This is a genomic window from Allobacillus halotolerans (assembly GCF_018967645.1).
Classification (GTDB): domain Bacteria; phylum Bacillota; class Bacilli; order Bacillales; family Alkalibacillaceae; genus Allobacillus; species Allobacillus halotolerans.
The window spans coordinates 86,544-108,803 of sequence record NZ_JAHLZF010000007.1; the positions used below are offsets into that span (position 1 = coordinate 86,544).

Below are 22,260 nucleotides of genomic sequence, written 5' to 3' on the forward strand. Positions count from 1 at the left end.
GATATTTGCCTACACCCCAATTATATGGCGAAAATTTCAATTAGTGCCTATCCACCTTAAAAACTATAAAAAAACTGTGCTCCTTTTACTTGGAGCACAGTTTGTCTCAGATTAGATTTTACGAATCTGGCTGTTCAGATTGTCGTTCAGCATCCGTTCGTTCATTTGCTTCTCGTAATTCATCACGAATGCTACTTTCATGTAATTTAACTCCTGCGTTATGTGCAGCTCTGGAGATCATGTGTCCACTAATCGGGGCGGTTAGCATAATAAACCATATCCCAATTAAAAGTTTTCCACTAATGATTTCGTGGTCTACGTACAAAAATAAAAACGCTGCTAGCAAGACACTGGCCACACCGAGTGTAGAAGCTTTCGTTGCTGCGTGAAGTCGTGTATAGACATCAGGAAACCGCAGTATGCCGAGTGACCCTGAAAAAATGAAAAAGGTGCCAACAAGTAAAAATAAACTAATGATTATTTCGATCAATGATAACACCCTTTTCAATAAATTTCGCAATTGCGATCGTACCGATAAACAATAAAATTCCAATCAATAAAATAACATCATTTAGTTTTGTCGTCACTAGATGGATCGCTGTCAGACCGGCGAAAGCCATTAAATTGATTCCCATCGTATCTAAGGCGACAGCACGGTCCGCATTTGTCGGACCAATGATAATGCGAATCAATAGGATAACTACCGAAAAAGCTACTGCGACCAGACAAACGATCACTGTCCATTCCAATAGTTCGCCTCCGAAATCTTCTAACATTATCTCGTCACCTCCATAATCGCTTTTTCAAAGGTTTCCTTAATACCTTCAATTTCTTTTTCGATATCCGGCATATCCATCGCGTGGATATAGATTGTCGTATGATCATCAGAAATTGAAACGCTCAACGTTCCAGGAGTCAATGAAATTAAGTTGGCAAGCAACGTAATTTCCCAATTCGTACGAAGTTCAGTCGGTAGTGCAAAGATCCCGGGTTCTACGTTCAACTTGGGCTTGTATACAAGTTTGGCTATTTGCCAGGTCGATCCAATTAATTCTTTTAAAAATAACAAGATCAACTTGATCATCAATAAGACTCGCTTAAAGTAGAATGCATCTGGTATGAAGCGACGAAGTAAGAACAATAAAGCAATGCCGATGATATAACCAATCAGAAAAGTGACGAATGTATAAGACTCTGTCATAAACATCCATAAAACTGCAATAAGTAAATTGAATATTATTTGAATAGCCATAAATCTTACTCCCTTAGTACGGCGTTAATGTATTCTGCTCGATCTAACAACATATTAGCAATTGTTTCAACGTGAGGATAGATAAACTCAGCACCGATTCCAATAAAAATACTGATCGCAAGTAATACTGCGGCTGGAATGGTTAGATGGCGAACTTTTTTATTTTGTCCTTCTGGAAGTCCTTCAACAGTGTCTCCCCAAAAACCACGTACGAAGATACGAATCATCGAATAAAGGATCAATAAGCTTGTTATTAGGGCTGCTACGGTTAAAAGGATTTCTTCTTGTTCTAATGATCCTCTTAATAATAGTATCTTTCCAATAAACCCACTGAATGGCGGTACACCTGCCAATACGAGAGAACCAATAAAGAAAAGCCAGCCAAGCACAGGATATCGGGTAATTAATCCACCCATTTTTCGCAGATCGTCCGTACCGGCGGCTACAACCAAAGCACCAACGAGAAAGAAAAGGGCTGCTTTAATGATCATATCATGCACTAAGTAATAGACTGAGCCTTCAATGCCGGCTGACGAATATAAGCTAATCCCCATTAGAATGAAGCCAATTGCCGGTATAATGTTATACGTAACAATCAGTTTAACATTTTGCGTAGACAAGGCTCCAATTACACCGAATAACATGGTGAATATGGCTAACCAGGTGAAAATTTCGTGTGTAATACCTATATCATGATTGAAGATTAATGTAAAAACACGAAGAATGGAATAGATTCCGACTTTCGTAAGTAATGCCCCAAATAATGCGGAAACGACCGGGTTTGGGACGATATAAGAATTAGGTAACCAATAATAAAGTGGGAATATGGCCGCTTTAATCGCAAATACGAAAAACAGCAAGACAGCGAGTCCTGTTAATATTCCTGCTTGCTCAGCTTCTTGAATTCTTTCAGCTAAGTGAGCCATGTTTACGGTTCCGACGGAGGCATAGATAAAACCAATCGTCGTGACAAATAGCATGGAAGAGAAAACGTTAAATAGTACATATTTAAGAGATTCTCTTAATTGTACTTTTCCTCCTCCGAGTACGATGAGCCCGTACGAGGCCATCAACAATACTTCAAAGAATACAAACAGGTTAAATAAGTCTCCGGTCAAGAAAGCACCGACAACCCCACTAATCATCAAGAACATAAACGTATAAAAATAGTAGCTTTCTTGAAGTTGACTTAATGAGCTTGGTGCATAGAAGACGGCTGCAGTGGTCAAGATTGATGTAATCAAAACAAGCGTCACAGATAAATAATCAGCCACAATCGATATGCCGAATGGAGCGGCCCAGCCACTTGCTTGCATAACGATGATTCCGTCCGTGAAAACGACCCAAGCTAAGTACCCCGCATATACTAAAAAGATTATCGCGAATAGTTTCGCAATGAACCGTGATAGACCAAGCTTTTTTGGTATAAACGCTGAGATAACACTAGCTATCAAAGGTATAACTATCGGTAAAACTGCTAAGTTACTCATCACTACTACCTCTCAATTCGTCCATATTATCAGATTTGTTCAGTGTGTAGGTTCGGTAAGCCAATACGAGTAGAAAACTAGTTACCCCAAAGCTAATGACAATGGATGTCAGAATGAGAGCTTGTGGTAGAGGATCCGCATAGTTTGTTACACCCTCAACCAATACAGGAGGATTTCCTCGTTTTAATTTTCCCATCGTAAGCAAAAATAGATGGGCAGCATGTGAAAGTAGTACCGTACCTATGATGATTCTTAAAAACTGCTTTTGCAATAAGTTATATATGGCGGTGGCGAACAAAATGGACGCCAAGATAGCCATCAAGATTTCCATATTATTTCGCCCCCTTATTCTTCCGTAAACGGATTAATGAATAAATTGCAAGTCCTGCTCCAAACAGTACAGAAACTTCAAATAATGTATCCATTCCACGGAAATCAACTAAGATCACGTTAACGATATTGTCTCCTCCGCCTAGCTTATAAGCGTTTTCTGTAAAGTAATCGGAGATCGTACTGAAAAATTGACTGTTGTATGCACTAATGGATATGACGAGCATCAATGCGCCGAATCCAACCGAAATCAATGCGTTCATACCGCGATGGGCGATTGATTCTGTTCGTTTGGTTAGGTTCGGTAAGTGATAGAAACAAAGTAAAAACAGTGCGACAGTAACAGTCTCAACAATCAGCTGAGTCAGCGCTAAATCCGGTGCACTGTATAGAACGAACAAAATCGCAAGACCATATCCAACTACACCTACAACTAGAATGGCAGCAATGCGATTGGTCACAAAAATGGTTGCGACTGCTGCGATTGCCATCACAATCGCAATTAAAACCTCATGAACAGTGACAGGAGCCACATCTGATACTTCAAAATTGATGCCATCACTAATAAATAACACAGTTCCTGTAATCGTGGTGACAGAAGCTAGTAACAAGATCATATAAAGCCGTAAAGAACCATTCATATAAGTGAATGTAATCCGATTACTAGCAGCTTCTAATTGATTGACTCCCCAATCATAAATCCGGTTAAAGGAAAAGTTACCTGGTATAATCGTGTAAACTTTTTCCCAACTTGTTTTGGTTAAATACAGTACTGTTCCAAGCGCGACTACTGCTAGAGACATGTACAACGGTGGAATGAATCCATGCCAGAAGCTGATTTCTTTTGTAACTTCAGCACCGAAAACGGCATCTGCTGCATGGGTCAATAAGCCATTGTTGAAAAGACTAGGGAAAAGCCCAATGACAATTACACCAACTACTAAAATGATGGGCGATAAAAGCATCATGAATGGTGCTTCATGCGGCTTAACTGGTAATTGTTCTTCTTTATATTTACCTCTGAATGTTCCGAAGAATAAATACATCGAATAAACAAACGTGAAAATACTACCAATCACTGCTAAGTAAGGAAGCACGGCAGCAAGTACTTCCACAAAGGTTCCTGCATATCCAGATAATTGGAGTGATGCATCAAAAAACATCTCTTTACTATAAAAACCGTTTAAAAATGGCATTGGCACCCCGGCCATCGAAAATGTTCCAAACAGGGCCAGTGTGGCAGACATTGGCATAAACGTCATCAGCCCACCCAGCTTTCGAATATCCCGCGTGCCGGTTTCATGGTCGACAATACCCGCAATCATAAACAAGCTTCCTTTAAAGGTTGCATGGTTTAAAATATGGAAAACAGCTGCGAAGATTGCGATATCCGTACCAAAACCTAACATAGCCATAATCATACCTAATTGACTGATCGTTGAATAAGCAAGAATCGCCTTTAAATCCGTTTGACGGACAGCCATATAGGAACCACATACTAAAGTAATGATTCCAAATAAACTTAATAACATGAAAAAACTAGGTTCGCCACCGAAAATGGCTGAGAAACGAGCCATTAAATAAATTCCGGCTTTTACCATTGTTGCCGAGTGTAAATAAGCACTGACAGGTGTCGGCGCTTCCATCGCATCCGGTAACCAAATATGGAAAGGAAATTGTGCGGATTTCGTAAATGCTCCAAGTAATAAAAAGATTAAAATCAAGGGGAAAAAGGAGCTTTCCAAAATAACATCCGCTTGGCCAACCATTTCGCGTATACTTGTCGTCCCGGTAACGACGGTTAATGAAATTAACCCAGCTAATAAACTAAAACCACCACTGACCGTAATTAATAGAGACTTAATTGCTCCATAACGGGATCTTTCTTTAAAATGCCAATAACCAATTAAAAGAAACGAAGAGAGGGACGTGAACTCCCAGAAAGCATAGAGGGCAAACACGTTATCGGATAGGACAACACCCAACATAGCTGTCATAAAAATATACAAATATGTATAAAAATGACCGAGCCGTTCCTCTCTGTCTAAATAATAGATGGAGTATAAGACGACCAACGAACCAATCCCACTGATCAATAGAGCAAATAAAAGACTCAGCCCATCTAAGTGGAAACTAAGCGATATATCAAGTGAAGGTATCCAACTATAGCTGCTTACTTGACTTTCAAAACCACTCCCGACGAATGAGACAAAATAAATAAAAACCAGTAACGGAACAGGCAGGATGAGCCATCCAGTATGTATTTTATGTTTCATCCTGCTGAGGAATGGAATGACGATTGCAAATAGAAGTGGTGCAAAAACTGCGTAAATCATGAATGGTGACATCCTTTCAACGGTATAAATACAAATATAGTAACCATTATAATGGCTAATGATTAAAATTGAAAAGAGTAAACCATCAGCCAATAAAAAAACTAACACAGTTATTCGTGTTAGTTATATATAGGTAGAAAAGCTATTTATGACATTTCTTTGATTTTTTCATCCAGCCCTCTAATGACAAGCTCTCGTTCGATTAAGTTAATAAAGTCATCATTTAAATCCAACTTAACGGCACGATAATAAGACTCAATGAGTAAACGGTCTGATAATTGTTCCATTATGAATACCCTAGCAGGGCGCACCTCCCATAAATCTCTGAGTCAATCTCTAATCTACGTGATTTATCCTATCACTAATAAGGTGAATAAACAATTCGATTTTTTTGTGTGTAACTTGTGCATAAGTTGTGCGTAATGCAACAAAAATCACTTAAAAATGTTGCGATATTAGTGTTTATCCTGTTGATTTGTTTATCCACAGAGAGAAAAATGTATGAATTTGTCGAACGATTTTTAGCATACATTCGTGCTGTTTTGCTTAAGAAATCTTATTATTCATTATTACCGTTCAATTCATAAAGTAAACATATAATACACTAAAAAATGATTCGCTCATGTTTATCCATTAAAAACGCTTTTCAATTGTTAGACGTTCCTTTATGATGAATACTAGCGAATATAGGTGAGGTGTAAGTATGCTTTCAGATTTTTTGCCCAATGACCAAGTTAAAGACGTGTTCGAAATAACACCTGCTTATTTAAAAGAACGAGGAATTAAAGGCGTTATTACGGATTTAGACAATACGTTAGTAGCTTGGGACCAGCCGGAGGCAACTCCTGAAATCATTGAATGGTTCAAATCATTGAGAGAAGCTGGACTCCAAGTGACGATTATCTCCAATAACAATGAAGAACGGGTAAGGTTTTTTTCGAATCCTTTAGATATTCCTTTTATCCATAATGCTAAAAAGCCTACACAAAAAGCTTTTAGAAAGGCAAGAAAAACCATGAACCTTCCGAAAGAGGAAATTGTGGTGGTAGGTGATCAGTTATTGACTGACGTTCTCGGTGGGAATCGTGGAGGTTTATATACAATACTTGTCATACCCGTTGTTGAATCGGATGGGTTTTTTACAAAATTCAATCGGATGATCGAAAGAAGAATCATGAATTACTTTAAACGAAAAGGTAAGTTGAACTGGGAGGAATAGTATGAATGAGCAACTGTACTGTCAAGGTTGTGGGGCACCCATTCAGACAGAAAATAAGCAAGAGCCTGGATATGTACCTGAATCTGCATTGCATCAAGAACAATTGATTTGCCAGCGTTGCTTTCGGTTGAAAAATTATAATGAAGTGCAAGACGTCAACATGCATGCAGATGACTTTCTTCAAATGCTTCATGATATTAGTGACCAAGATGCAGTGGTCGTTAATATTGTTGATTTATTTGATGTCCACGGAAGTTTTATTCCAGGCTTAAAACGGTTTGTTGGAAATAACCCGATCGTTTTAGTCGGTAATAAAGTTGACTTGTTGCCAAAGTCTACAAACTTGAACAAAGTTAAGCTTTGGTTGCGAAATGTAGCCAAAGAGTATGGGTTGATTATTGAGGATGTTTTTTTAGTCAGTTCTGTCAAAGGAACAGGAATTGAAGAGGCCTCTTTACAACTCGATCAACTAAGGCAAGGTAAAGATGTCTATGTTGTCGGTTGTACAAACGTTGGCAAATCGACTTTCATCAATCATTTAATTCATCAATCGGTCGGTGAGAAAGATGTTATTACGACATCCTATTTTCCTGGTACAACGCTTGGATTCATCGAAATCCCATTAGATGAACAATCAAATTTGATTGACACTCCGGGAATTATTAATGATCATCAAATGGCCCATTTGATGACTGCGAAAGACTTGAAGATTATTACTCCGAAAAAAGAAGTGAAACCGAGAGTCTTCCAATTGAATGATGGACAAACGTTATTCGTCGGCGGAATGGTTCGGTTGGACATTTCTGAAGCGGATGATAAATATGGCTATATTTGTTATTTTTCAAACCGATTGTCTATTCACCGAACGAAAACGGAAAAAGCAGAAGACTTATATGAAAATCATTTAGGTGAAATGCTGTCTCCACCAAGTGAAGAAACAATAGAGAAGTGGCCAGCTTTAAAACGAAAAACTTTTCATATTCACGAAAAGAAAATGGATATTGTTGTTTCTGGTCTTGGGTGGATTACGATTCCAGCCGGAAAAATCACGGTAGATGCGTATGCACCTGAAGGGGTCAATGTAATCATACGCGAAGCAATTATCTAAGGAGAAGAATTCCATGTATCACTTCGGACTGATTGGAAATCCCATCAAACATTCCAAATCCCCTGAACTCCATCAACATTTTTTGAAAGATTTTGGGGTAAATGGTGCATATGAATTATATGAATTAACACATGCAGAATTGGATGCCTTTACAGAACAAGTGAAGCAAGACGGATTGATGGGTTTTAATGTGACTGCACCATATAAAGCATCAATCATTCCTTATTTGGATCGACTGGACTTTTATGCGCAGGAAATGAATGCGGTGAATACCGTTAAATTGATGGATGGGCAGCTTGTTGGTTACAATACAGATGGAATTGGATATATTGAAGCTTTAAGACAAGCTAAATCAGAATTTTTCAATCAAACGAAAAAAAAGATCTTGATTATCGGAGCAGGGGGCGCAGCAAAAGGAATCGCACTTGCATTGAATGATATAGAAAATTTTACGATTGATATTACGAATCGTACCGAAGAAAAAGCAATTGAACTTACGAAGAAACTAAAAACAAGCCAAGTATACGATCTAACTGAAGCTGAAGAACATCTAGGTAAATATGACCTTATTATTCAAACGACTACCGTTGGAATGCAACCGAATATCGATACACAAATAATCCGATTAGATCGCGTAAAGCCACAGGCTATAGTGAGTGATATCGTTTATCAACCGAAATGGACGAAATTTCTAGAGCAAGCGGATGAATTGGGGATTGAAGTTTTATTCGGTATTGATATGTTGATTCATCAAGCGGCAAAATCATTTGAAATTTGGACAGGACATCGACCTAATGAAAGGCTGTTAGAATGGCTGAAGGAGTGATCAGATGTTAACCGGAAAACAAAAACGATTTTTACGTAAAGAAGCCCATCATTTATCACCAATTTTTCAAGTTGGTAAACAAGGTGTCAATGACAATTTGATTGCCCAATTAAATGATGTGCTTGAGAAAAGAGAATTGATCAAGATAAATATTTTACAAAATGTCTTTGAAGATAAAGAAGAGATCGCCCAACAGATTGTGCGGGGAACAAATGCTGAGTTGGTGCAGATCATTGGGAATATCGTTATTTTGTACAAGCCTTCTGAAGAAAATAAACAGATTGAATTACCATAATGCGTAGTTTCAATAATAGGGTGTCAACCACCCATGTTTCTTGCGAGCTATATTGGTCGACGAGTGTGGAAAGATAATTATACCGATATAGAAGGTGATCTTATGAAAGTAGGTTTGTTTGGGGGCACATTTGACCCACCACATAAAGGACATTTTGTGATCGGGAAAACCGTCAAAGAAAAATTGGATTTGGATGAAGTCTGGTTTATACCAACTTATGAACCCCCTCATAAAGATGAAGCAACGGCATCACCAGACGACCGACTACGTATGTTGGAACGAATGATTGATGGTGAGGATGGACTTTTCATATCAACCATTGAGTTCGACCGAGAAGGCCGTTCTTATACAATCGATACAGTGAAAGCATTACGAGAGCTTCATCCAGATGTAGCGTTTTACTTTATTATCGGAGGCGATCAAATAGCTTTCTTATCCAATTGGTATCAAATCGAGGAATTAAAAGAATTGGTACAATTTATTGGGGTGAGAAGAGAAGGCTATTCTTATACGGAATCCGATCAAGTTCAGATGCTGGAGATTCCCGACCTACCCTATTCATCGACTAGCATTCGAAAGGGATTGCAACAAAATGAACCGGTAGAAGGTTTGCAGAAAGAAGTAGAACGGTATATAAGGGAGAATCATCTTTATGAACGTTGAAATGGCATTAGCGGAATCCAAAAAAGTATTAAGTAGCAAACGTCAAGCACATGTAGAGCGTGTAACCGAAGAGGCATTGCAATTAGCTAAATTGTATCATGCTGATCAAGAACAAGTAGGTATTGCCGCTGCACTACATGATTACGCAAAAGAGTTTGATAAAGCATTTCTTACGAAAACGATTGAGTCATCCGTTCATCTGCCCAAAGACTTATTGTTGTTTAATGAAGAGCTGTTACATGGTCCAGCAGGTGCAGAGCTCATCCGGCGAAAATTTAATATAGAAGAAAAAAATATTCTTCATTCAATTCGTTACCATACGACAGGGCGAGCGAGAATGTCTCTTGAAGAAAAAATTGTTTTCTTAGCGGATTATATTGAACCAGGAAGAGATTTTCCTGCCGTATATAAAGTAAGGGAGTTAGCTACTGAAGACTTGAATGAAGCTTGCCGATATTCACTAAGGGAAACGATTCAGTTTTTAATGAGTAAAAATCAATTGATTTACCCTGATACGTTTCATGCATATAATGAATTAACAAAAAAATAGGAGGGTTTTATTTGGATAGTAAACAACTACTCGAGATTGCAGCAAAGGCTTGTGATGATAAAAGTGGTCAAGATATTGTTGCACTCGATATGAAAGAAGTATCATTAATTGCAGATTACTTTTTAATTTGTTCTGGAAACAATGAACGTCAAGTGGACGCAATCAGCAAGTCCATAAAAGACGCAGTAGAAGAACAAGGAAAAGAAGTGAAAAAAATAGAAGGAAAAGAGCAAGCAAGATGGGTGCTCGTTGATTTAGAAGATGTTGTTGTCCATATTTTCCATAAAGAAGAAAGAGCGTATTATAACTTGGAAAAGTTATGGGGCGACGCGTCAAAAGTTGACTTGCCGATCTAAGAAAGGACGCAATTTTCATGTATGGCCAAATGGCAAAAATCTATGATTACTTCATGACCGACGTACCATATAATCAATGGGTTGATTTTTACAAAGCGTTTACCAAAGAACATTTGAATCCGTCGGTTTTGGACCTCGGTTGTGGAACGGGGGAGATGTCATTACGCTTGGAGCCGACCGCAAAAAAAGTCGTCGGTATCGATCTGTCCGCAGAAATGATTGAGCAAGCGAATGATAAAAAACCACACGGCAGTTCGACCGAGTTTGAGCAAGCGGATTTGGTTCAGTTATCACTCGATGAACAGTTCGATGTCATTGTCAGCTTTTTGGATGTTCTCAACTATATAACAGAAAAAGATCAAGTGAAGGAATCCTTCCGACGAATAAAAAAGCACCTGAATCCAGGTGGAAAATTTCTTTTTGATGTTCATAGTCTTGAACATATGAACCAACTAATTAAAGATGAAATTTATTCATATGTAACAGATGATCTAAGTTATATTTGGTTTTGTCTACCTGGACAAGAAAAAGGAGAGGTCCATTACGACCTCACATTTTTCGTAGCTGATGATGACGGGCGTTATCAACGATTTGACGAAGAGCATACCCAACGGACTTTTTTGGTCGAACAATATAAACACTGGCTGATGCAAGCGGGTTTTTCGACTGTACGCGTATATGCAGATTTTAATTTTTTTGAGGAAAGTGAAGATGGAGACCGTTTGTTCTTTGTCTGTGAAGCATAGTGAAAAAAGCAACATAAATTTGTTGCTTTTTTCTTTGACTTGATTAACAATAGAATTATCCACTGAAATTCATTTTTGCCTCATGGATTAATGCCTCGACCATTTCTTGCTCTGTAGCAAATTTTTCATGCGTATTAATGAATACCTGATTAAAACTGTTGTGAATCTCTTTTTCCAACGCCTTCATACCTACTCCGGTGATTCCACCTTTAACCATCACCTTTTCCCGTAAAGTTTGAAGTGAAAAATGTCTCTCTTCCAGTAAACGGCCAAAACCAATCACCATTGTCTCTATAAACTTTTCAGCATCTTCCCTCTTAAGCAAAGTCTCCTTTTCAACCGATTGAATCATATCTTCCAATACGTAACTTAGAAAAGCTGGACCGCAAGAAACGAGGTCAGAAGCGGCACGTACCGTTTCATCTTTGACTTCAACGGGCTCTGAAAACAATTTGCATGTTTGTTTAATCATTTGCTGATCAATTGCGTTCGTTCGCTGACCAAAAGACAATAACGTGGCTCCAGTCAATGATTGATTCGTTATGCTCGGAATCATACGTGCAGTTTTACACGGTAAGATTTGATCAAGATGATCCGTTGAAATCGAGCTCGTAATCGATATAATCAGTTGGTCCTTTCTAATGTTCGGTTGAAGCTTTTTGGCAATTTCAAGGATCTCTTTCGGTTTAGCACATAATAGTAACACATCACATTTATTGGCCATGCTTGTTAAACTTCGTTCGACATGGACGTTTGGATACTGATTTAATAGCTCATAAGCCTTCATCAATGTTCGATTATAAAGGTAAAGGTTCTTTTCTTCCACAGCCTGACTTTGCGTTAAAGAATGCAAAAGAACTTTCCCCATATTGCCTGTTCCGATAATTCCCCAATTCATTTCACAACCTCCTTAAAGGTATCCCTAAATTAATATATGAAAGAAGGTCTTGAACATGATTATTCAAAAGAAATGGTTGATTTATGTACTGATCTTTTTACTTTTACTTATTGCGTTATTTCTCTTTCAGCAAAACCCGGAAACTTCTTCAATTGTGATTGAAGAGCCAATTGAAGCGGAGGAAGAGGTGACTAATTCAATCGATGATTCGATTGAATCGAAAATAATATGGGTGGATATTAAAGGCATGGTTGAAAAGCCAGGTGTATACCAGTTAAAAGAAGGAGATCGTGTCAAGGATGCGATCCAGGTAGCAGGTGGCTTTTTAAAGGATGCTGATGAATTGATGGTCAATATGGCTGCATTGATCCAAGATGAAATGGTTATTTACGTACCAGCTAAGGGAGAAACAGAAGACGCCAATATTTTTTCCACAGGTGGAAAAGTGGAAGAAGGGAAGGTAAGGATTAACTCTGCGGGTTTAGATGAAATCATGACTTTACCAGGAATTGGCGAACAAAAAGCGAAAAGTATTATCGAATTTCGTGATACAAATGGTAAATTTCAATCCGTTGATGATTTGTTACAAATCTCTGGCATCGGAGAAAAAACGCTTGAGCGGTTTAGAGAAATGGTGATTGTCCCATAGAGCTGACATGATATACTAAAGGAAAATAATAAACTGAAAATACCTAGGAGGATCATAACCAATGGAGCGAATTTCTTGGGATCAATACTTTATGTCGCAAAGTCATTTATTGGCCTTGCGCAGTACGTGTGAACGGTTATCAGTTGGAGCGACAATCGTACGTGAAAAACGTGTAATTGCTGGTGGATATAATGGAAGTGTTTCTGGCGGCGATCACTGTATTGAAGTCGGATGTAAAGTTATTGAAGGTCATTGTGTACGAACAATTCACGCAGAAATTAATGCGATATTACAATGTGCAAAATTCGGCGTGCCAACAGAGGGGGCTGAAATTTACGTCACCCACTTTCCATGTCTGAATTGTTGCAAGACGATCATCCAAAGTGGGATCAGTAAAATTTATTATGCTGAAGACTATCGGAATCATCCGTATGCGATTGAACTGCTTGAAGCTGCAGGTGTTGAATATGAAAAAGTAGAATTGGATTATTTACATATTGACACTGGGACGAAAGAAAAAATCACCTTAATGACAAAATTAATTCAAGAGTTGGAAGCGCAAGGGGTCGAAGAGGAAAAATTACGTCATTACCGAGAACAAGTCAATGACCTATTCATGCATGTCGAATGATGTGAGGTCGAATTGAAAGGTAATATCTATTTAGCTGCCGTAATCTATACGTTGGGATACTTGCCGTTTGCAGTGAGCCTTTGTTTGCTTGGAGCATTGTTACTAACACTTCTCCGTTTTTGGTACAGTCATAAATGGTTTCTCGGAGTATCCCTTTTTCTTTTTATCCTCTCCATATATCTCTCGCCTCAAACAACAGCCCCCTCGGAAGAGAACACTCTACCAGAAGAATATGCTGGACCAGCCATTATTAAAAGTCATCCAATCACCAAAGAATTCTACACTGAATTTGAAGTTGAGTTATCCAATCAGCAAATGGTGCTCATCCGCCAGCAAAAAGTTGAGCAAAATGCGATCAAGCATGGTGCCGTCTGTCTAACAGAGATGTCTATCGAGCAAGTTAATCAAGCAACGAATCCGGGCCAATTTGATTATCGTTCATTTTTGAATCATCAAGGCATTCAGGGAATTGCATATGATGCAACTATTGAAGAGTGTGTTGGTTCATCGTTCGTATCCCCCTTATATGAGTATCGGGATCGTTTGTTGGAACAAATTGACGATGTTTTTTCTCCAAACACTTCTATGTGGATGAAAGCCCTCTTGTTTGGCGAACGGTCAAATTTCGATGACCAACTCATGGAAACTTTTCAATTTTGGAATCTGTCACATTTGCTTGCGATCAGTGGATTACATGTAGGGTTACTTTTGGCCTTATCCTATGCTGTGTTGTATTTTGGTTTTCGCATTTCAAAAGAATCTGCTATGAACATATTGCTCGTTAGCATTCCGGTCTATATTGTGCTTGCTGGAAGCCAACCATCTGTCATTCGTGCAGGCCTGATGGCTGTTTTGGTCATTCTGGTTACAAAGCTGAAAATGACTGTTAAATTGCTGGATGTTTTGGCCATCATTTATATTATTTCTCTCGTGTTCGATCCCTATTTGTTCTATCAGCTCTCTTTTCAGTTCTCTTTTCTTGTGACGTGTAGTCTAATCTTGTCGAAGCAAATCATTACAACGGATGGATGGTTGTGGACTTCGATAAAAATTAGTTTAATTAGCCAACTCGCATTATTGCCTCTTCAGTTTTATCACTTTTACTACACAAATGTGCTCTCATTTCTCCTCAATTTATTGTTTGTCCCATATTTCACCGTGTTTATGCTACCGGTATTAATCACTCTCTTGTTGTTGCAGCTTCTGCACACTCCATTTGCTGTATTATTGGAAAAGTTATTTATATGGATCAACCAACCAATGATGGATGCGTTATTCGGTCTTGAACAATTTTCGATTGCTCAATGGATTGTCGGCAAACCATCAATTCTTGTGATTGGCATTTATTATGTAATTTTTCTCATCATGATGGCTATGTGGAATCGTGGAAAGTTGAGATTCGCTGCAGTATTCGCGATTGCTTTGATTGGATGCTGGTGGATGCAGCAAGCCCTTCCTTATATGGACAATGCCTACAGAATTACAATGCTTGATGTCGGCCAAGGTGATTCATTCGTCATTGAGCTACCAAGGAGATCGGGTGTTTTAATGGTAGATGCAGGAGAAGAGGTTGTATATTCTCATTTGGACCAATCAAATAGAAACACAAAGAATATCATTCAACCTTTTTTATGGTCCAAAGGCATTACTCAGATTGACGCCTTATTGATTAGTCATTTTGATTACGATCACGTCGCAGGCGGAAAAGAAATCATGGATTCATTCAAACCAAAAGGGTTGTTTATTGCGGAAAGACAGGATCTCGAACCAATTACACGCTATTTTGGTGACAAATATCAACCCATTCATCTCATGCACGGTCATCGCCTACAGTTTGGTGGTGGAACAATTGAAGTCATAGCACCTAAAACAAATCGATCATCCGGAAGTGAAAATAATCATTCATTAGTATTTATTCTGGAAGTAGATGGACATCGCACATTATTTGCCGGAGATCTAGAGGAACCAGGGGAGAGACGCATTCTACAAAGGAACTTGCCTCCGATTGATTTATTGAAAGTAGCCCACCATGGAAGCAAAACTTCTACGAGTGAAGCATTTATTAGAGAAGTCGGTGTAGATGTGAAGAATGCTTTGATTTCGGTTGGAGAAGACAACACCTTTAACCATCCATCTCAAGTAGTCATTAAACGCTTGGAAGATCATGGAATAAAGGTTTGGCGAACGGATACCCATGGTGCTGTCGAAATGATCTATAAAAATGGACAAAGCACATTTTCTCCGTTTACACCATAGAATAGAAAAAAGAGGCTGAATAACTCAGCCTCTTTGAACTAACTATACTGATTAAGAACCGATCACCTGAAAGACTGTTCCAATGAAGAAAATAATGAAAAAGAATAAGAAAGAAAAACCAAAACCTTTAATTGAATCAACGACATCATTGTTTTTTGATTGTACTTCTTGTTCGAATTCGTTCACGTTCATCCCTCCCGTTTCATATACATTATACTGGTAGACAGAAGTTAACGTCTAGTCTTTTCGATAACTTCCATAAAATTTTAACAAATGATTGTTAAGAGTTGTCAGCTATATTCCTGCTAACAATACACACAATAAGTATACCACCAAACGCCGCCAAAGACAAAAACGGCCCGGGATTTTGTCTTTTTGGCGTTTATATAGATTCGAGGGTGTCAGTTCTGACACCCTCTATATATTTGCATTGTCATTGCAGGTAATCCGTTATACGATAAAAAAGGAGGAGATGAATCAAAATGCATGCAAAGGAATTTTTGAACGCAAAAGGGAACAAAATTAAGCACAATGTTTTCTTATTATATGGAGAAGAAACGTTTTATATTCAAAAGGTAAGAGAAAAAATTGTTCAATCATCAGGTATTGGAAACGAAAATGATGATGTTCAGCTTTATGACATGGAAACAACCCCAATCCAAGAAGCCATTCATGATGCAGAAACGTTTCCTTTTTTCAGCAATCATAAAATAGTGATTATCAATCGCGCACATTTTTTGACGGGTCAAGTACATAAAGGAGATGTTGATCACCAGGTGGATGTATTGATGGATTTTATCAATCATCCAGTTGATTTTACGACCGTAATCATCATTGCTCCCTATCCAAAACTCGATCAACGAAAAAAAATCACCAAAATAGTGAAAGAAAATAGCATGGTGATTGATTGCACACCACCAAACTTATATGACATGAAAAGTACAATTGAACCAATGGCAGCATCACATGGCCTACAGTTGTCCAATGAAGTGATTGATCTACTGATCGAAAGAATTGGGGAGCATATAGAAGCCTTAGATCACGAATTAAAAAAGATCGCTTTATATGCGACTGACGGAGCAATTAATTATGAACAAGCACAGTCACTAGTCTCCACTCATGCAGAAACGAGTACGTTTACATTGATTGATGCATTGACTGAAGGAAACCTAGGTCATTCACTTTCAGCTTTAAAGGAATTCCGTAAACGAAATGAAGAACCGATTGCACTGTTGGCACTTGTCGCATCCCAAATCCGTTTAATTTTGCAATGCAAATTGCTGAAAAAATCGAATTACCAACAACAACAAATGGCAAAGCAGTTGAAAGTGCATCCGTATGCGGTCAAAATGGCTCTAAAAAGGGAAAGAAGATTCACAGAAGATCAATTGAAACAAATGATCATTGAAGCAGCACGTTGTGATGAGCAAATGAAAACAGGTGAAAAGGATAAATGGTTAGCCTTGGAGATGTTTTTAGAAAGAGCCGGAAGAAAAATTGGTGAGCCTGCTTAGAGGTTAAAGAATCGAGCTGAAATCAATCAAATAAATCAAATGAAAAGAGCTGATGTTCAAGCACTCGAGTTAAGCTTGCTTGAAGACCAGCTCTTTTTTTAATAAATTCCAACTAAATTTTCACTTATGAAGTCAATTCATTTACTTTTGTCATAAGCGTACGTTTTTTACGACTTGCATTGTTTTTATGAATAATACCTCTTTGTTGTGCTTTGTCGATTTTTTTGACCGCTGTAACTAAAGATTCTTTTGCTTCATCTACATTGTTGTTACGTACATGATTCTCCACCTCACGCATAGAACTACGCATGTCAGATTTAATCGTTTGGTTTCCTGTACGCTTTTCATTATTCACACGGATTCTTTTTGTTGAACTTTTAGTATTCGCCATATTCATTCACCTCCTGATGAAATGTCCAAGAAATATTCGTTGGACAAAAATTATTGTACCAAAGCTTGGTCCAAATTTCAATTAATTCCTGTCAAGCGCGAATGCTTATCGAGTAAAATATGGAATTTAGAACAGACTAAGGAGCAGAGATTGGAGGGTATTAGATGAAAAATGAATTCAAACCACGAACAGATTTGGCTGTAGAAGCAAAAGAAATGTTTGTTGAGAAAAATCCAGAAAAAGAACACGAGCTTGACGGAATCATTATTCGAGAATTTCAGGAAGATGATGTGAAATTAACCCGCGTAGAAATTGACGAAGAAGGAAGTAAACGTGTAGGAAAAAGTCCAGGAGAATATATCACGTTGGAGTCACAGAAGTTAAGAGAATTACAATCAAATTTCCTGAATCAAATCAGTACGATGATGGCTAAAGAGCTTAGTCGGTTGATTCAAAAGCATCAAATCCCGGCTGACGCACGGTGCCTAATCGTCGGTTTAGGGAATGAATATATAACACCGGATGCACTAGGTCCAAGAACGATGAATAAGACCTATGTAAATGCCCATCTCTTCAAGCTTCATCCAGAATCGGTCGATGAAGGCTTCCGTCCGATCGCTGCCTTTACTCCTGGTGTGATGGGAATGACCGGAATTGAAACGAGTGATATGATTTTCGGTGTGACCAAACAATCCGAACCTGATTTTATCATTGTCGTTGATGCCCTTGCGGCAAGAAGTATTAACCGAGTGAATGCGACAATCCAAATGTCTGATACGGGGATTCACCCAGGTTCTGGAGTGGGAAATAACCGAAAAGAAGTCAGTGAAGCAACTTTAAATGTTCCTGTTTTTTCAATAGGAATACCGACTGTCGTCGACGCGGTTACGATTACAAGCGACACGATTGATTACATGCTTAAACACTTTGGCAGGGAAATTTCTGAACAAGACCGAGCGAGTAAAGCACTAACACCTGCAGGAATGTCTTTCGGCAAACGTAAACAGTTGAAACAAGAAGATTTACCAGATGAAGATACAAGAAAGAAATTCATGGGTGTGATCGGAGCTTTAGGAGAAGAGGAAAAACGCCAGCTGATTCAAGAGGTTCTTCATCCGATCGGACATAATTTAATGGTCACACCAAAAGAAGTCGATGAGGTGATTGAAGAATTAAGCAAAGTGATTGCCAACGGGCTTAATCAAGGACTTCATGCATCAATTAATCCAAAGAATGCTAAAGATTTTTTATAGAGTCAATAAAATGAACCCTAGTTAGCGGACGTTTAAGAAGTTCGAGACTAGGGTTCTTTTTGTTTTTCGTTGATTCATCGTTCTATCATCTGCATCTCTTGAATAGAGTTTTAGTAGAACTTTACTAGAGAGGTTGAAATGAATGAAGAATCCAATATCCTTCAACTCAAAAAACTTTAAAAAGAAGATGAAAAATCCATTTGTTTTGTTCATTGTCTTGTTTATCGTCTTGTGGCTGTTAATTCCAGCATTTACAATCAGACCGATTCCAAACGGATCTGATTCTTTTATGGATGAATGGTTAGCTGATGTGGACGCTGTTTCGTTAAGCCATTTATTAACCATTGACCAGCCGATTATGGATGGGGTTGTTTCTGCAGATGAGCAATTGTCACTGTCATCTGTTTTATTGCCGATGCTTACGAGCTTGCCGTATCAGGATATTCGTTTGTTGTTTGGGCATGAACTACCGAATTTTTCGATTAATAATAGTACGATTGCTATTCGAGGGAGTGGAACGAACCAATTTACCACATCTGTCGAGTCAGCTCCTCCAGAAGATCTGTTCGAAGATGAAGAAATTGATGAGGACAGTAAGCCAGATCAAACCTATACCGGTGAGTCCGTTTTCATTTATACCTCCCATAATAGAGAATCTTTTTTACCTGAACTATCAGAAGGTCGAGTTCCAGATGAAGCCTTCCATCAGACGGAGAACGTTATGAAGCTTTCCAAAAAAATGAGTGAACACTTAAAGAATCAGCAAATTGAATCGTTTGTGGATGAAACGGATATTTGGAATGAACTGAAAAAAGAAGGAATGGTTTATCACCAGTCATATGATTATGCACGAAGAGTGGTTCAACAAGCGCAAGCAAACAATGAAGATTTAAGTTTTATGATCGATATCCATCGTGATGCGCAGCCAAGGAATATAACAACGACAGAAATTAACGGTCAAAAGGCCGCGAAGATAATGTTTGTCATCGGTGGCGAACATGAGAATTATGAGAAAAACTTAGCATTCGCAGCAGAGCTTCACGAACGGATTGAAGAAAAATATCCAACGTTAAGTCGGGGTGTGGAAGTGAAAAGAGGATCTGGGGTTAACGGAGTCTATAACCAAGATTTAGCCGAGCACTCAATTGTTCTTGAGGTTGGTGGTTATGAAAATACATTTGAAGAACTTTATTTGACCATTAAGTACTTCAGTGAAATTTTAGCGGATTATTATTACAATAAAACGGCGGAAGAGGTGTAATCATGTTAAGGCTTTTAGGTATTCTCATTGTATTGTTCTTTATTTTCCAAGTAGGTGTGTCTTTTGGGAAGCATGCGGAACCAAACGCATCAAAAGTTATAGCAAATGAAACAGAGTTGGAAGAGAAAGAGCAGGATATTGAATCATTTGAAGTAAAACATACGAAGCAATTAAATGAGAAGCCTAAAGGAAGCGAGCTATTCATGATTGCTAGCTTTTTGGAAACAGGACTAAAAAGCTTGTTCTCATTCCTGTTCGAATTCCTTCATCGATTTTCTTTGCTATTCTGGTAACGAAAATCAATTGAATGTTGTCGATTGTATTGCTATAATCAAGCTAGCGTATTTTCGCGAATTACAGGAGTGATGCAGTTTGACAGAGAGAAAGAAAAGAAACGTACGAAATTTTTCAATTATTGCCCATATCGATCACGGTAAATCTACTCTAGCCGATCGCATATTAGAAAGAACGAATGCGTTGACCCAAAGAGAAATGAAAGAACAATTTCTTGATGCCATGGATTTGGAGAGAGAACGTGGAATAACCATCAAATTGAATGCCGTACAATTAGGATATACGGATCAAGATGGTGAAGATTATTTATTTCATTTGATCGATACGCCTGGACACGTCGACTTTACATATGAAGTATCACGTAGTCTGGCAGCTTGTGAAGGGGCGATCCTAGTCGTTGACGCAGCGCAAGGTATTGAAGCCCAAACACTTGCAAACGTTTATTTAGCTTTGGATAACGATTTGGAAATCATTCCAGTTATTAATAAAGTTGACTTACCAAGTGCAGACCCAGAACGTGTGAAACAAGAGATAGAAGATGTCATCGGGATACCCGCGGATGATGCTATCTTGGCTTCTGCAAAAGCAGGAAAAGGTATAGATGAAATTTTAGAACGTATTGTGACAGATATACCTGCTCCGGCTGGAGATGAAGAAGAGCCAACAAAAGCTTTGATTTTTGATTCTTTGTATGATTCTTACCGCGGTGTCATTGCTTATATTTGTATAAAAGAAGGCAGCCTAAAAAAAGGCGATAAAATCCAAATGATGCAGACTGGGAAAACTTTTGAAATAAACGGACTAGGTGTTTTCACGCCAAGCCCTATTGAAAAAGACGAGCTTACTGTCGGAGACGTTGGTTTCTTGACGGCATCGATTAAAAATGTAGGGGATTCCCGAGTTGGGGATACGATTACATTAGCGAACAACCCAGCAGCTGAGCCATTACCAGGTTACAAGAAAATGAACCCAATGGTTTTCTGTGGTTTGTATCCAGTTGATGCAGACAAATATAATGATTTACGTGAAGCCCTGGAACGATTGGAGCTCAACGATTCTTCTTTACAATACGAAGCGGAAACTTCTCAAGCGCTCGGTTTTGGGTTCCGTTGTGGGTTCCTTGGACTTCTACACATGGAAATTATCCAAGAAAGAATTGAACGAGAATTTAACATTGACTTAATCACAACAGCACCAAGCGTTATTTACGAAGTTCAACTAAATGATGGAGAATTTATTCATGTCGATAACCCATCTATGCTCCCTGATCCCCAGGAAGTTTCAGAAATTAAAGAGCCATATGTTGAAGCGACTATTATGGTGCCGAATGACTTTGTCGGTGCGGTGATGGAAATTTGTCAGAAGAAACGTGGTCAATTCAAGGACATGCAATATTTAGATGAAAACCGTGTAAATATTACGTATGAAATTCCTTTATCCGAAATCGTTTACGACTTCTTTGACCAATTGAAGTCACAGACGAAGGGATACGCTTCGTTCGATTATGATTTCAAAGGCTACCAAGTTTCGAATCTGGTTAAAATGGATATTCTTCTGAACGGTGAATCCGTCGATGCATTGTCTTTCATTGTCCATAGGGATTTTGCATTTCATCGAGGAAAGCATATCGCCGAAAAGTTAAAAAAGATTATCCCAAGGCAACAATTTGAAGTGCCGGTTCAAGCGGCAATCGGTAATAAAATTATTGCTCGGACGACAATCAAAGCCATGCGTAAAAACGTTTTATCCAAATGTTACGGTGGAGACATTTCGAGAAAGAGAAAACTATTGGAGAAACAAAAAGAAGGTAAGAAACGAATGAAAATGGTTGGAAAAGTCGAAATCCCACAAGAGGCATTTATGTCCGTACTTGAAATGGGTGACGACGACTAGGGCAGGCCAATTCGGTCGCCCTTTTCTTTGTTTTTAACACACTGTCTCG

26 protein-coding genes are annotated in these 22,260 nt (G+C 38.5%); 16 read left to right on the plus strand and 10 right to left on the minus strand.

The features are described from left to right. Positions 1–118: 118 nt before the first annotated feature. The 7 genes from mnhG to KQ486_RS06625 all read right to left on the minus strand — a co-directional run bounded on the left by mnhG (position 119) and on the right by KQ486_RS06625 (position 5,695). Positions 119–490 (minus strand): monovalent cation/H(+) antiporter subunit G, encoded by a 372-nt coding sequence (mnhG, locus tag KQ486_RS06595; protein ID WP_216687109.1) that lies wholly within the window; start codon positions 488–490, stop codon positions 119–121. Beyond that, complete coding sequence (locus KQ486_RS06600) at positions 471–776, minus strand: Na(+)/H(+) antiporter subunit F1 (protein ID WP_144160430.1); 306 nt, start codon at positions 774–776, stop codon at positions 471–473. The genes mnhG and KQ486_RS06600 overlap by 20 nt, the downstream gene beginning before the upstream one ends. After that, entirely contained in the window at positions 776–1,252 is a 477-nt protein-coding gene (locus KQ486_RS06605; protein ID WP_216687110.1) for a Na+/H+ antiporter subunit E, read from the minus strand. Before KQ486_RS06605 ends, KQ486_RS06600 begins: the two co-directional genes overlap by 1 nt. A 5-nt stretch (positions 1,253–1,257) precedes the next feature. Then, a complete protein-coding gene (locus KQ486_RS06610) occupies positions 1,258–2,742 on the minus strand; it encodes a Na+/H+ antiporter subunit D (RefSeq protein ID WP_216687111.1) in 1,485 nt (494 codons plus the stop codon). Then, positions 2,735–3,073: a Na(+)/H(+) antiporter subunit C gene (locus tag KQ486_RS06615; RefSeq protein ID WP_144160422.1), complete on the minus strand. Its 339-nt coding sequence runs from the start codon at positions 3,071–3,073 to the stop codon at positions 2,735–2,737. The genes KQ486_RS06610 and KQ486_RS06615 overlap by 8 nt, the downstream gene beginning before the upstream one ends. 1 nt (position 3,074) lies before the next feature. Further along, on the minus strand, positions 3,075–5,408 hold the full coding sequence (locus tag KQ486_RS06620; RefSeq protein ID WP_216687112.1) for a Na+/H+ antiporter subunit A: 2,334 nt from the start codon (positions 5,406–5,408) through the stop codon (positions 3,075–3,077). 146 nt (positions 5,409–5,554) lie between these two features. Next, positions 5,555–5,695: a sporulation histidine kinase inhibitor Sda gene (locus tag KQ486_RS06625; RefSeq protein WP_216687113.1), complete on the minus strand. Its 141-nt coding sequence runs from the start codon at positions 5,693–5,695 to the stop codon at positions 5,555–5,557. A 416-nt stretch (positions 5,696–6,111) separates the two neighbouring features. On the opposite strand from KQ486_RS06625, the gene KQ486_RS06630 reads away from it, so the two are divergent. The 8 genes from KQ486_RS06630 (at position 6,112) to KQ486_RS06665 (ending at position 11,171) form a co-directional block, all read left to right on the plus strand. Continuing rightward, positions 6,112–6,627: a YqeG family HAD IIIA-type phosphatase gene (locus tag KQ486_RS06630; protein WP_144160413.1), complete on the plus strand. Its 516-nt coding sequence runs from the start codon at positions 6,112–6,114 to the stop codon at positions 6,625–6,627. Position 6,628: 1 nt separating this feature from the next. After that, positions 6,629–7,735: a ribosome biogenesis GTPase YqeH gene (gene yqeH / locus KQ486_RS06635; protein ID WP_216687114.1), complete on the plus strand. Its 1,107-nt coding sequence runs from the start codon at positions 6,629–6,631 to the stop codon at positions 7,733–7,735. 13 nt (positions 7,736–7,748) lie between these two features. Then, a complete protein-coding gene (gene aroE, locus KQ486_RS06640) occupies positions 7,749–8,561 on the plus strand; it encodes a shikimate dehydrogenase (protein WP_216687115.1) in 813 nt (270 codons plus the stop codon). 4 nt (positions 8,562–8,565) lie between these two features. Further along, a complete protein-coding gene (gene yhbY, locus KQ486_RS06645) occupies positions 8,566–8,856 on the plus strand; it encodes a ribosome assembly RNA-binding protein YhbY (RefSeq protein ID WP_144160404.1) in 291 nt (96 codons plus the stop codon). Between the two features lie 102 nt (positions 8,857–8,958). Continuing rightward, a complete protein-coding gene (locus KQ486_RS06650) occupies positions 8,959–9,519 on the plus strand; it encodes a nicotinate-nucleotide adenylyltransferase (RefSeq protein WP_216687116.1) in 561 nt (186 codons plus the stop codon). Further along, on the plus strand, positions 9,509–10,069 hold the full coding sequence (gene yqeK, locus KQ486_RS06655) for a bis(5'-nucleosyl)-tetraphosphatase (symmetrical) YqeK (protein ID WP_216687117.1): 561 nt from the start codon (positions 9,509–9,511) through the stop codon (positions 10,067–10,069). Before KQ486_RS06650 ends, yqeK begins: the two co-directional genes overlap by 11 nt. An 11-nt stretch (positions 10,070–10,080) precedes the next feature. Next, positions 10,081–10,425, plus strand: coding sequence for a ribosome silencing factor (rsfS, locus tag KQ486_RS06660; RefSeq protein WP_144160393.1), 345 nt, complete (start codon positions 10,081–10,083; stop codon positions 10,423–10,425). 17 nt (positions 10,426–10,442) lie between these two features. Continuing rightward, a complete protein-coding gene (locus KQ486_RS06665) occupies positions 10,443–11,171 on the plus strand; it encodes a class I SAM-dependent DNA methyltransferase (protein ID WP_216687118.1) in 729 nt (242 codons plus the stop codon). Positions 11,172–11,226: 55 nt separating this feature from the next. Here KQ486_RS06665 and comER read toward each other — a convergent pair whose 3' ends face one another. Next, entirely contained in the window at positions 11,227–12,069 is an 843-nt protein-coding gene (gene comER / locus KQ486_RS06670; RefSeq protein WP_144160387.1) for a late competence protein ComER, read from the minus strand. Positions 12,070–12,124: 55 nt separating this feature from the next. On the opposite strand from comER, the gene KQ486_RS06675 reads away from it, so the two are divergent. From KQ486_RS06675 to KQ486_RS06685, 3 genes are all read left to right on the plus strand, one after another. After that, the gene (locus KQ486_RS06675) at positions 12,125–12,718 is read left to right on the plus strand and encodes a helix-hairpin-helix domain-containing protein (protein WP_144160385.1); all 594 of its coding nucleotides are present in this window, start codon (positions 12,125–12,127) and stop codon (positions 12,716–12,718) included. A 61-nt stretch (positions 12,719–12,779) separates the two neighbouring features. Beyond that, on the plus strand, positions 12,780–13,349 hold the full coding sequence (locus KQ486_RS06680) for a ComE operon protein 2 (protein ID WP_144160382.1): 570 nt from the start codon (positions 12,780–12,782) through the stop codon (positions 13,347–13,349). A gap of 12 nt (positions 13,350–13,361) precedes the next feature. Further along, positions 13,362–15,605, plus strand: coding sequence for a DNA internalization-related competence protein ComEC/Rec2 (locus KQ486_RS06685; protein ID WP_216687119.1), 2,244 nt, complete (start codon positions 13,362–13,364; stop codon positions 15,603–15,605). 51 nt (positions 15,606–15,656) lie between these two features. Here the strand turns inward: KQ486_RS06685 and KQ486_RS06690 are convergent, their stop codons facing one another. Next, positions 15,657–15,791, minus strand: a complete 135-nt coding sequence (locus KQ486_RS06690; RefSeq protein ID WP_144087524.1) for a YqzM family protein — start codon at positions 15,789–15,791, stop codon at positions 15,657–15,659. Positions 15,792–16,087: 296 nt separating this feature from the next. Between KQ486_RS06690 and holA the strand changes: the two genes are divergently transcribed. Beyond that, positions 16,088–17,119, plus strand: a complete 1,032-nt coding sequence (gene holA, locus KQ486_RS06695) for a DNA polymerase III subunit delta (protein WP_216687120.1) — start codon at positions 16,088–16,090, stop codon at positions 17,117–17,119. Positions 17,120–17,243: 124 nt separating this feature from the next. On the opposite strand, the gene rpsT is transcribed toward holA, so the two are convergent. Then, positions 17,244–17,510, minus strand: coding sequence for a 30S ribosomal protein S20 (gene rpsT / locus KQ486_RS06700; RefSeq protein ID WP_144160373.1), 267 nt, complete (start codon positions 17,508–17,510; stop codon positions 17,244–17,246). Between the two features lie 164 nt (positions 17,511–17,674). Here rpsT and gpr point away from each other — a divergent pair, with 164 nt between their 5' ends. From gpr to lepA, 4 genes are all read left to right on the plus strand, one after another. Continuing rightward, a complete protein-coding gene (gene gpr, locus KQ486_RS06705) occupies positions 17,675–18,763 on the plus strand; it encodes a GPR endopeptidase (protein WP_216687121.1) in 1,089 nt (362 codons plus the stop codon). 142 nt (positions 18,764–18,905) lie between these two features. Continuing rightward, positions 18,906–20,024, plus strand: a complete 1,119-nt coding sequence (spoIIP, locus tag KQ486_RS06710; protein WP_216687122.1) for a stage II sporulation protein P — start codon at positions 18,906–18,908, stop codon at positions 20,022–20,024. A 2-nt stretch (positions 20,025–20,026) separates the two neighbouring features. Beyond that, positions 20,027–20,317, plus strand: coding sequence for a hypothetical protein (locus tag KQ486_RS06715; RefSeq protein ID WP_216687123.1), 291 nt, complete (start codon positions 20,027–20,029; stop codon positions 20,315–20,317). A gap of 79 nt (positions 20,318–20,396) precedes the next feature. Further along, positions 20,397–22,211 (plus strand): translation elongation factor 4, encoded by a 1,815-nt coding sequence (gene lepA, locus KQ486_RS06720; protein ID WP_216687124.1) that lies wholly within the window; start codon positions 20,397–20,399, stop codon positions 22,209–22,211. Positions 22,212–22,260 lie beyond the last annotated feature (49 nt).

What these genes read in the sequence shown, in the direction of transcription:
- aroE (WP_216687115.1), top strand. Translation starts at nt 7,749, where the DNA reads ATGTATCACTTCGGACTGATTGGAAATCCCATCAAACATTCCAAATCC.
- spoIIP (WP_216687122.1), top strand. Translation starts at nt 18,906, where the DNA reads ATGAAGAATCCAATATCCTTCAACTCAAAAAACTTTAAAAAGAAGATG.
- KQ486_RS06680 (WP_144160382.1), top strand. Translation starts at nt 12,780, where the DNA reads ATGGAGCGAATTTCTTGGGATCAATACTTTATGTCGCAAAGTCATTTA.
- KQ486_RS06600 (WP_144160430.1), bottom strand. Translation starts at nt 776, where the DNA reads ATGTTAGAAGATTTCGGAGGCGAACTATTGGAATGGACAGTGATCGTT.
- rpsT (WP_144160373.1), bottom strand. Translation starts at nt 17,510, where the DNA reads ATGGCGAATACTAAAAGTTCAACAAAAAGAATCCGTGTGAATAATGAA.
- KQ486_RS06650 (WP_216687116.1), top strand. Translation starts at nt 8,959, where the DNA reads ATGAAAGTAGGTTTGTTTGGGGGCACATTTGACCCACCACATAAAGGA.
- KQ486_RS06625 (WP_216687113.1), bottom strand. Translation starts at nt 5,695, where the DNA reads ATGGAACAATTATCAGACCGTTTACTCATTGAGTCTTATTATCGTGCC.
- KQ486_RS06715 (WP_216687123.1), top strand. Translation starts at nt 20,027, where the DNA reads ATGTTAAGGCTTTTAGGTATTCTCATTGTATTGTTCTTTATTTTCCAA.
- KQ486_RS06620 (WP_216687112.1), bottom strand. Translation starts at nt 5,408, where the DNA reads ATGATTTACGCAGTTTTTGCACCACTTCTATTTGCAATCGTCATTCCA.
- yqeH (WP_216687114.1), top strand. Translation starts at nt 6,629, where the DNA reads ATGAATGAGCAACTGTACTGTCAAGGTTGTGGGGCACCCATTCAGACA.
- gpr (WP_216687121.1), top strand. Translation starts at nt 17,675, where the DNA reads ATGAAAAATGAATTCAAACCACGAACAGATTTGGCTGTAGAAGCAAAA.
- yhbY (WP_144160404.1), top strand. Translation starts at nt 8,566, where the DNA reads ATGTTAACCGGAAAACAAAAACGATTTTTACGTAAAGAAGCCCATCAT.
- holA (WP_216687120.1), top strand. Translation starts at nt 16,088, where the DNA reads ATGCATGCAAAGGAATTTTTGAACGCAAAAGGGAACAAAATTAAGCAC.
- KQ486_RS06610 (WP_216687111.1), bottom strand. Translation starts at nt 2,742, where the DNA reads ATGAGTAACTTAGCAGTTTTACCGATAGTTATACCTTTGATAGCTAGT.
- KQ486_RS06675 (WP_144160385.1), top strand. Translation starts at nt 12,125, where the DNA reads ATGATTATTCAAAAGAAATGGTTGATTTATGTACTGATCTTTTTACTT.
- KQ486_RS06615 (WP_144160422.1), bottom strand. Translation starts at nt 3,073, where the DNA reads ATGGAAATCTTGATGGCTATCTTGGCGTCCATTTTGTTCGCCACCGCC.
- KQ486_RS06605 (WP_216687110.1), bottom strand. Translation starts at nt 1,252, where the DNA reads ATGGCTATTCAAATAATATTCAATTTACTTATTGCAGTTTTATGGATG.
- KQ486_RS06630 (WP_144160413.1), top strand. Translation starts at nt 6,112, where the DNA reads ATGCTTTCAGATTTTTTGCCCAATGACCAAGTTAAAGACGTGTTCGAA.
- yqeK (WP_216687117.1), top strand. Translation starts at nt 9,509, where the DNA reads ATGAACGTTGAAATGGCATTAGCGGAATCCAAAAAAGTATTAAGTAGC.
- comER (WP_144160387.1), bottom strand. Translation starts at nt 12,069, where the DNA reads ATGAATTGGGGAATTATCGGAACAGGCAATATGGGGAAAGTTCTTTTG.
- KQ486_RS06665 (WP_216687118.1), top strand. Translation starts at nt 10,443, where the DNA reads ATGTATGGCCAAATGGCAAAAATCTATGATTACTTCATGACCGACGTA.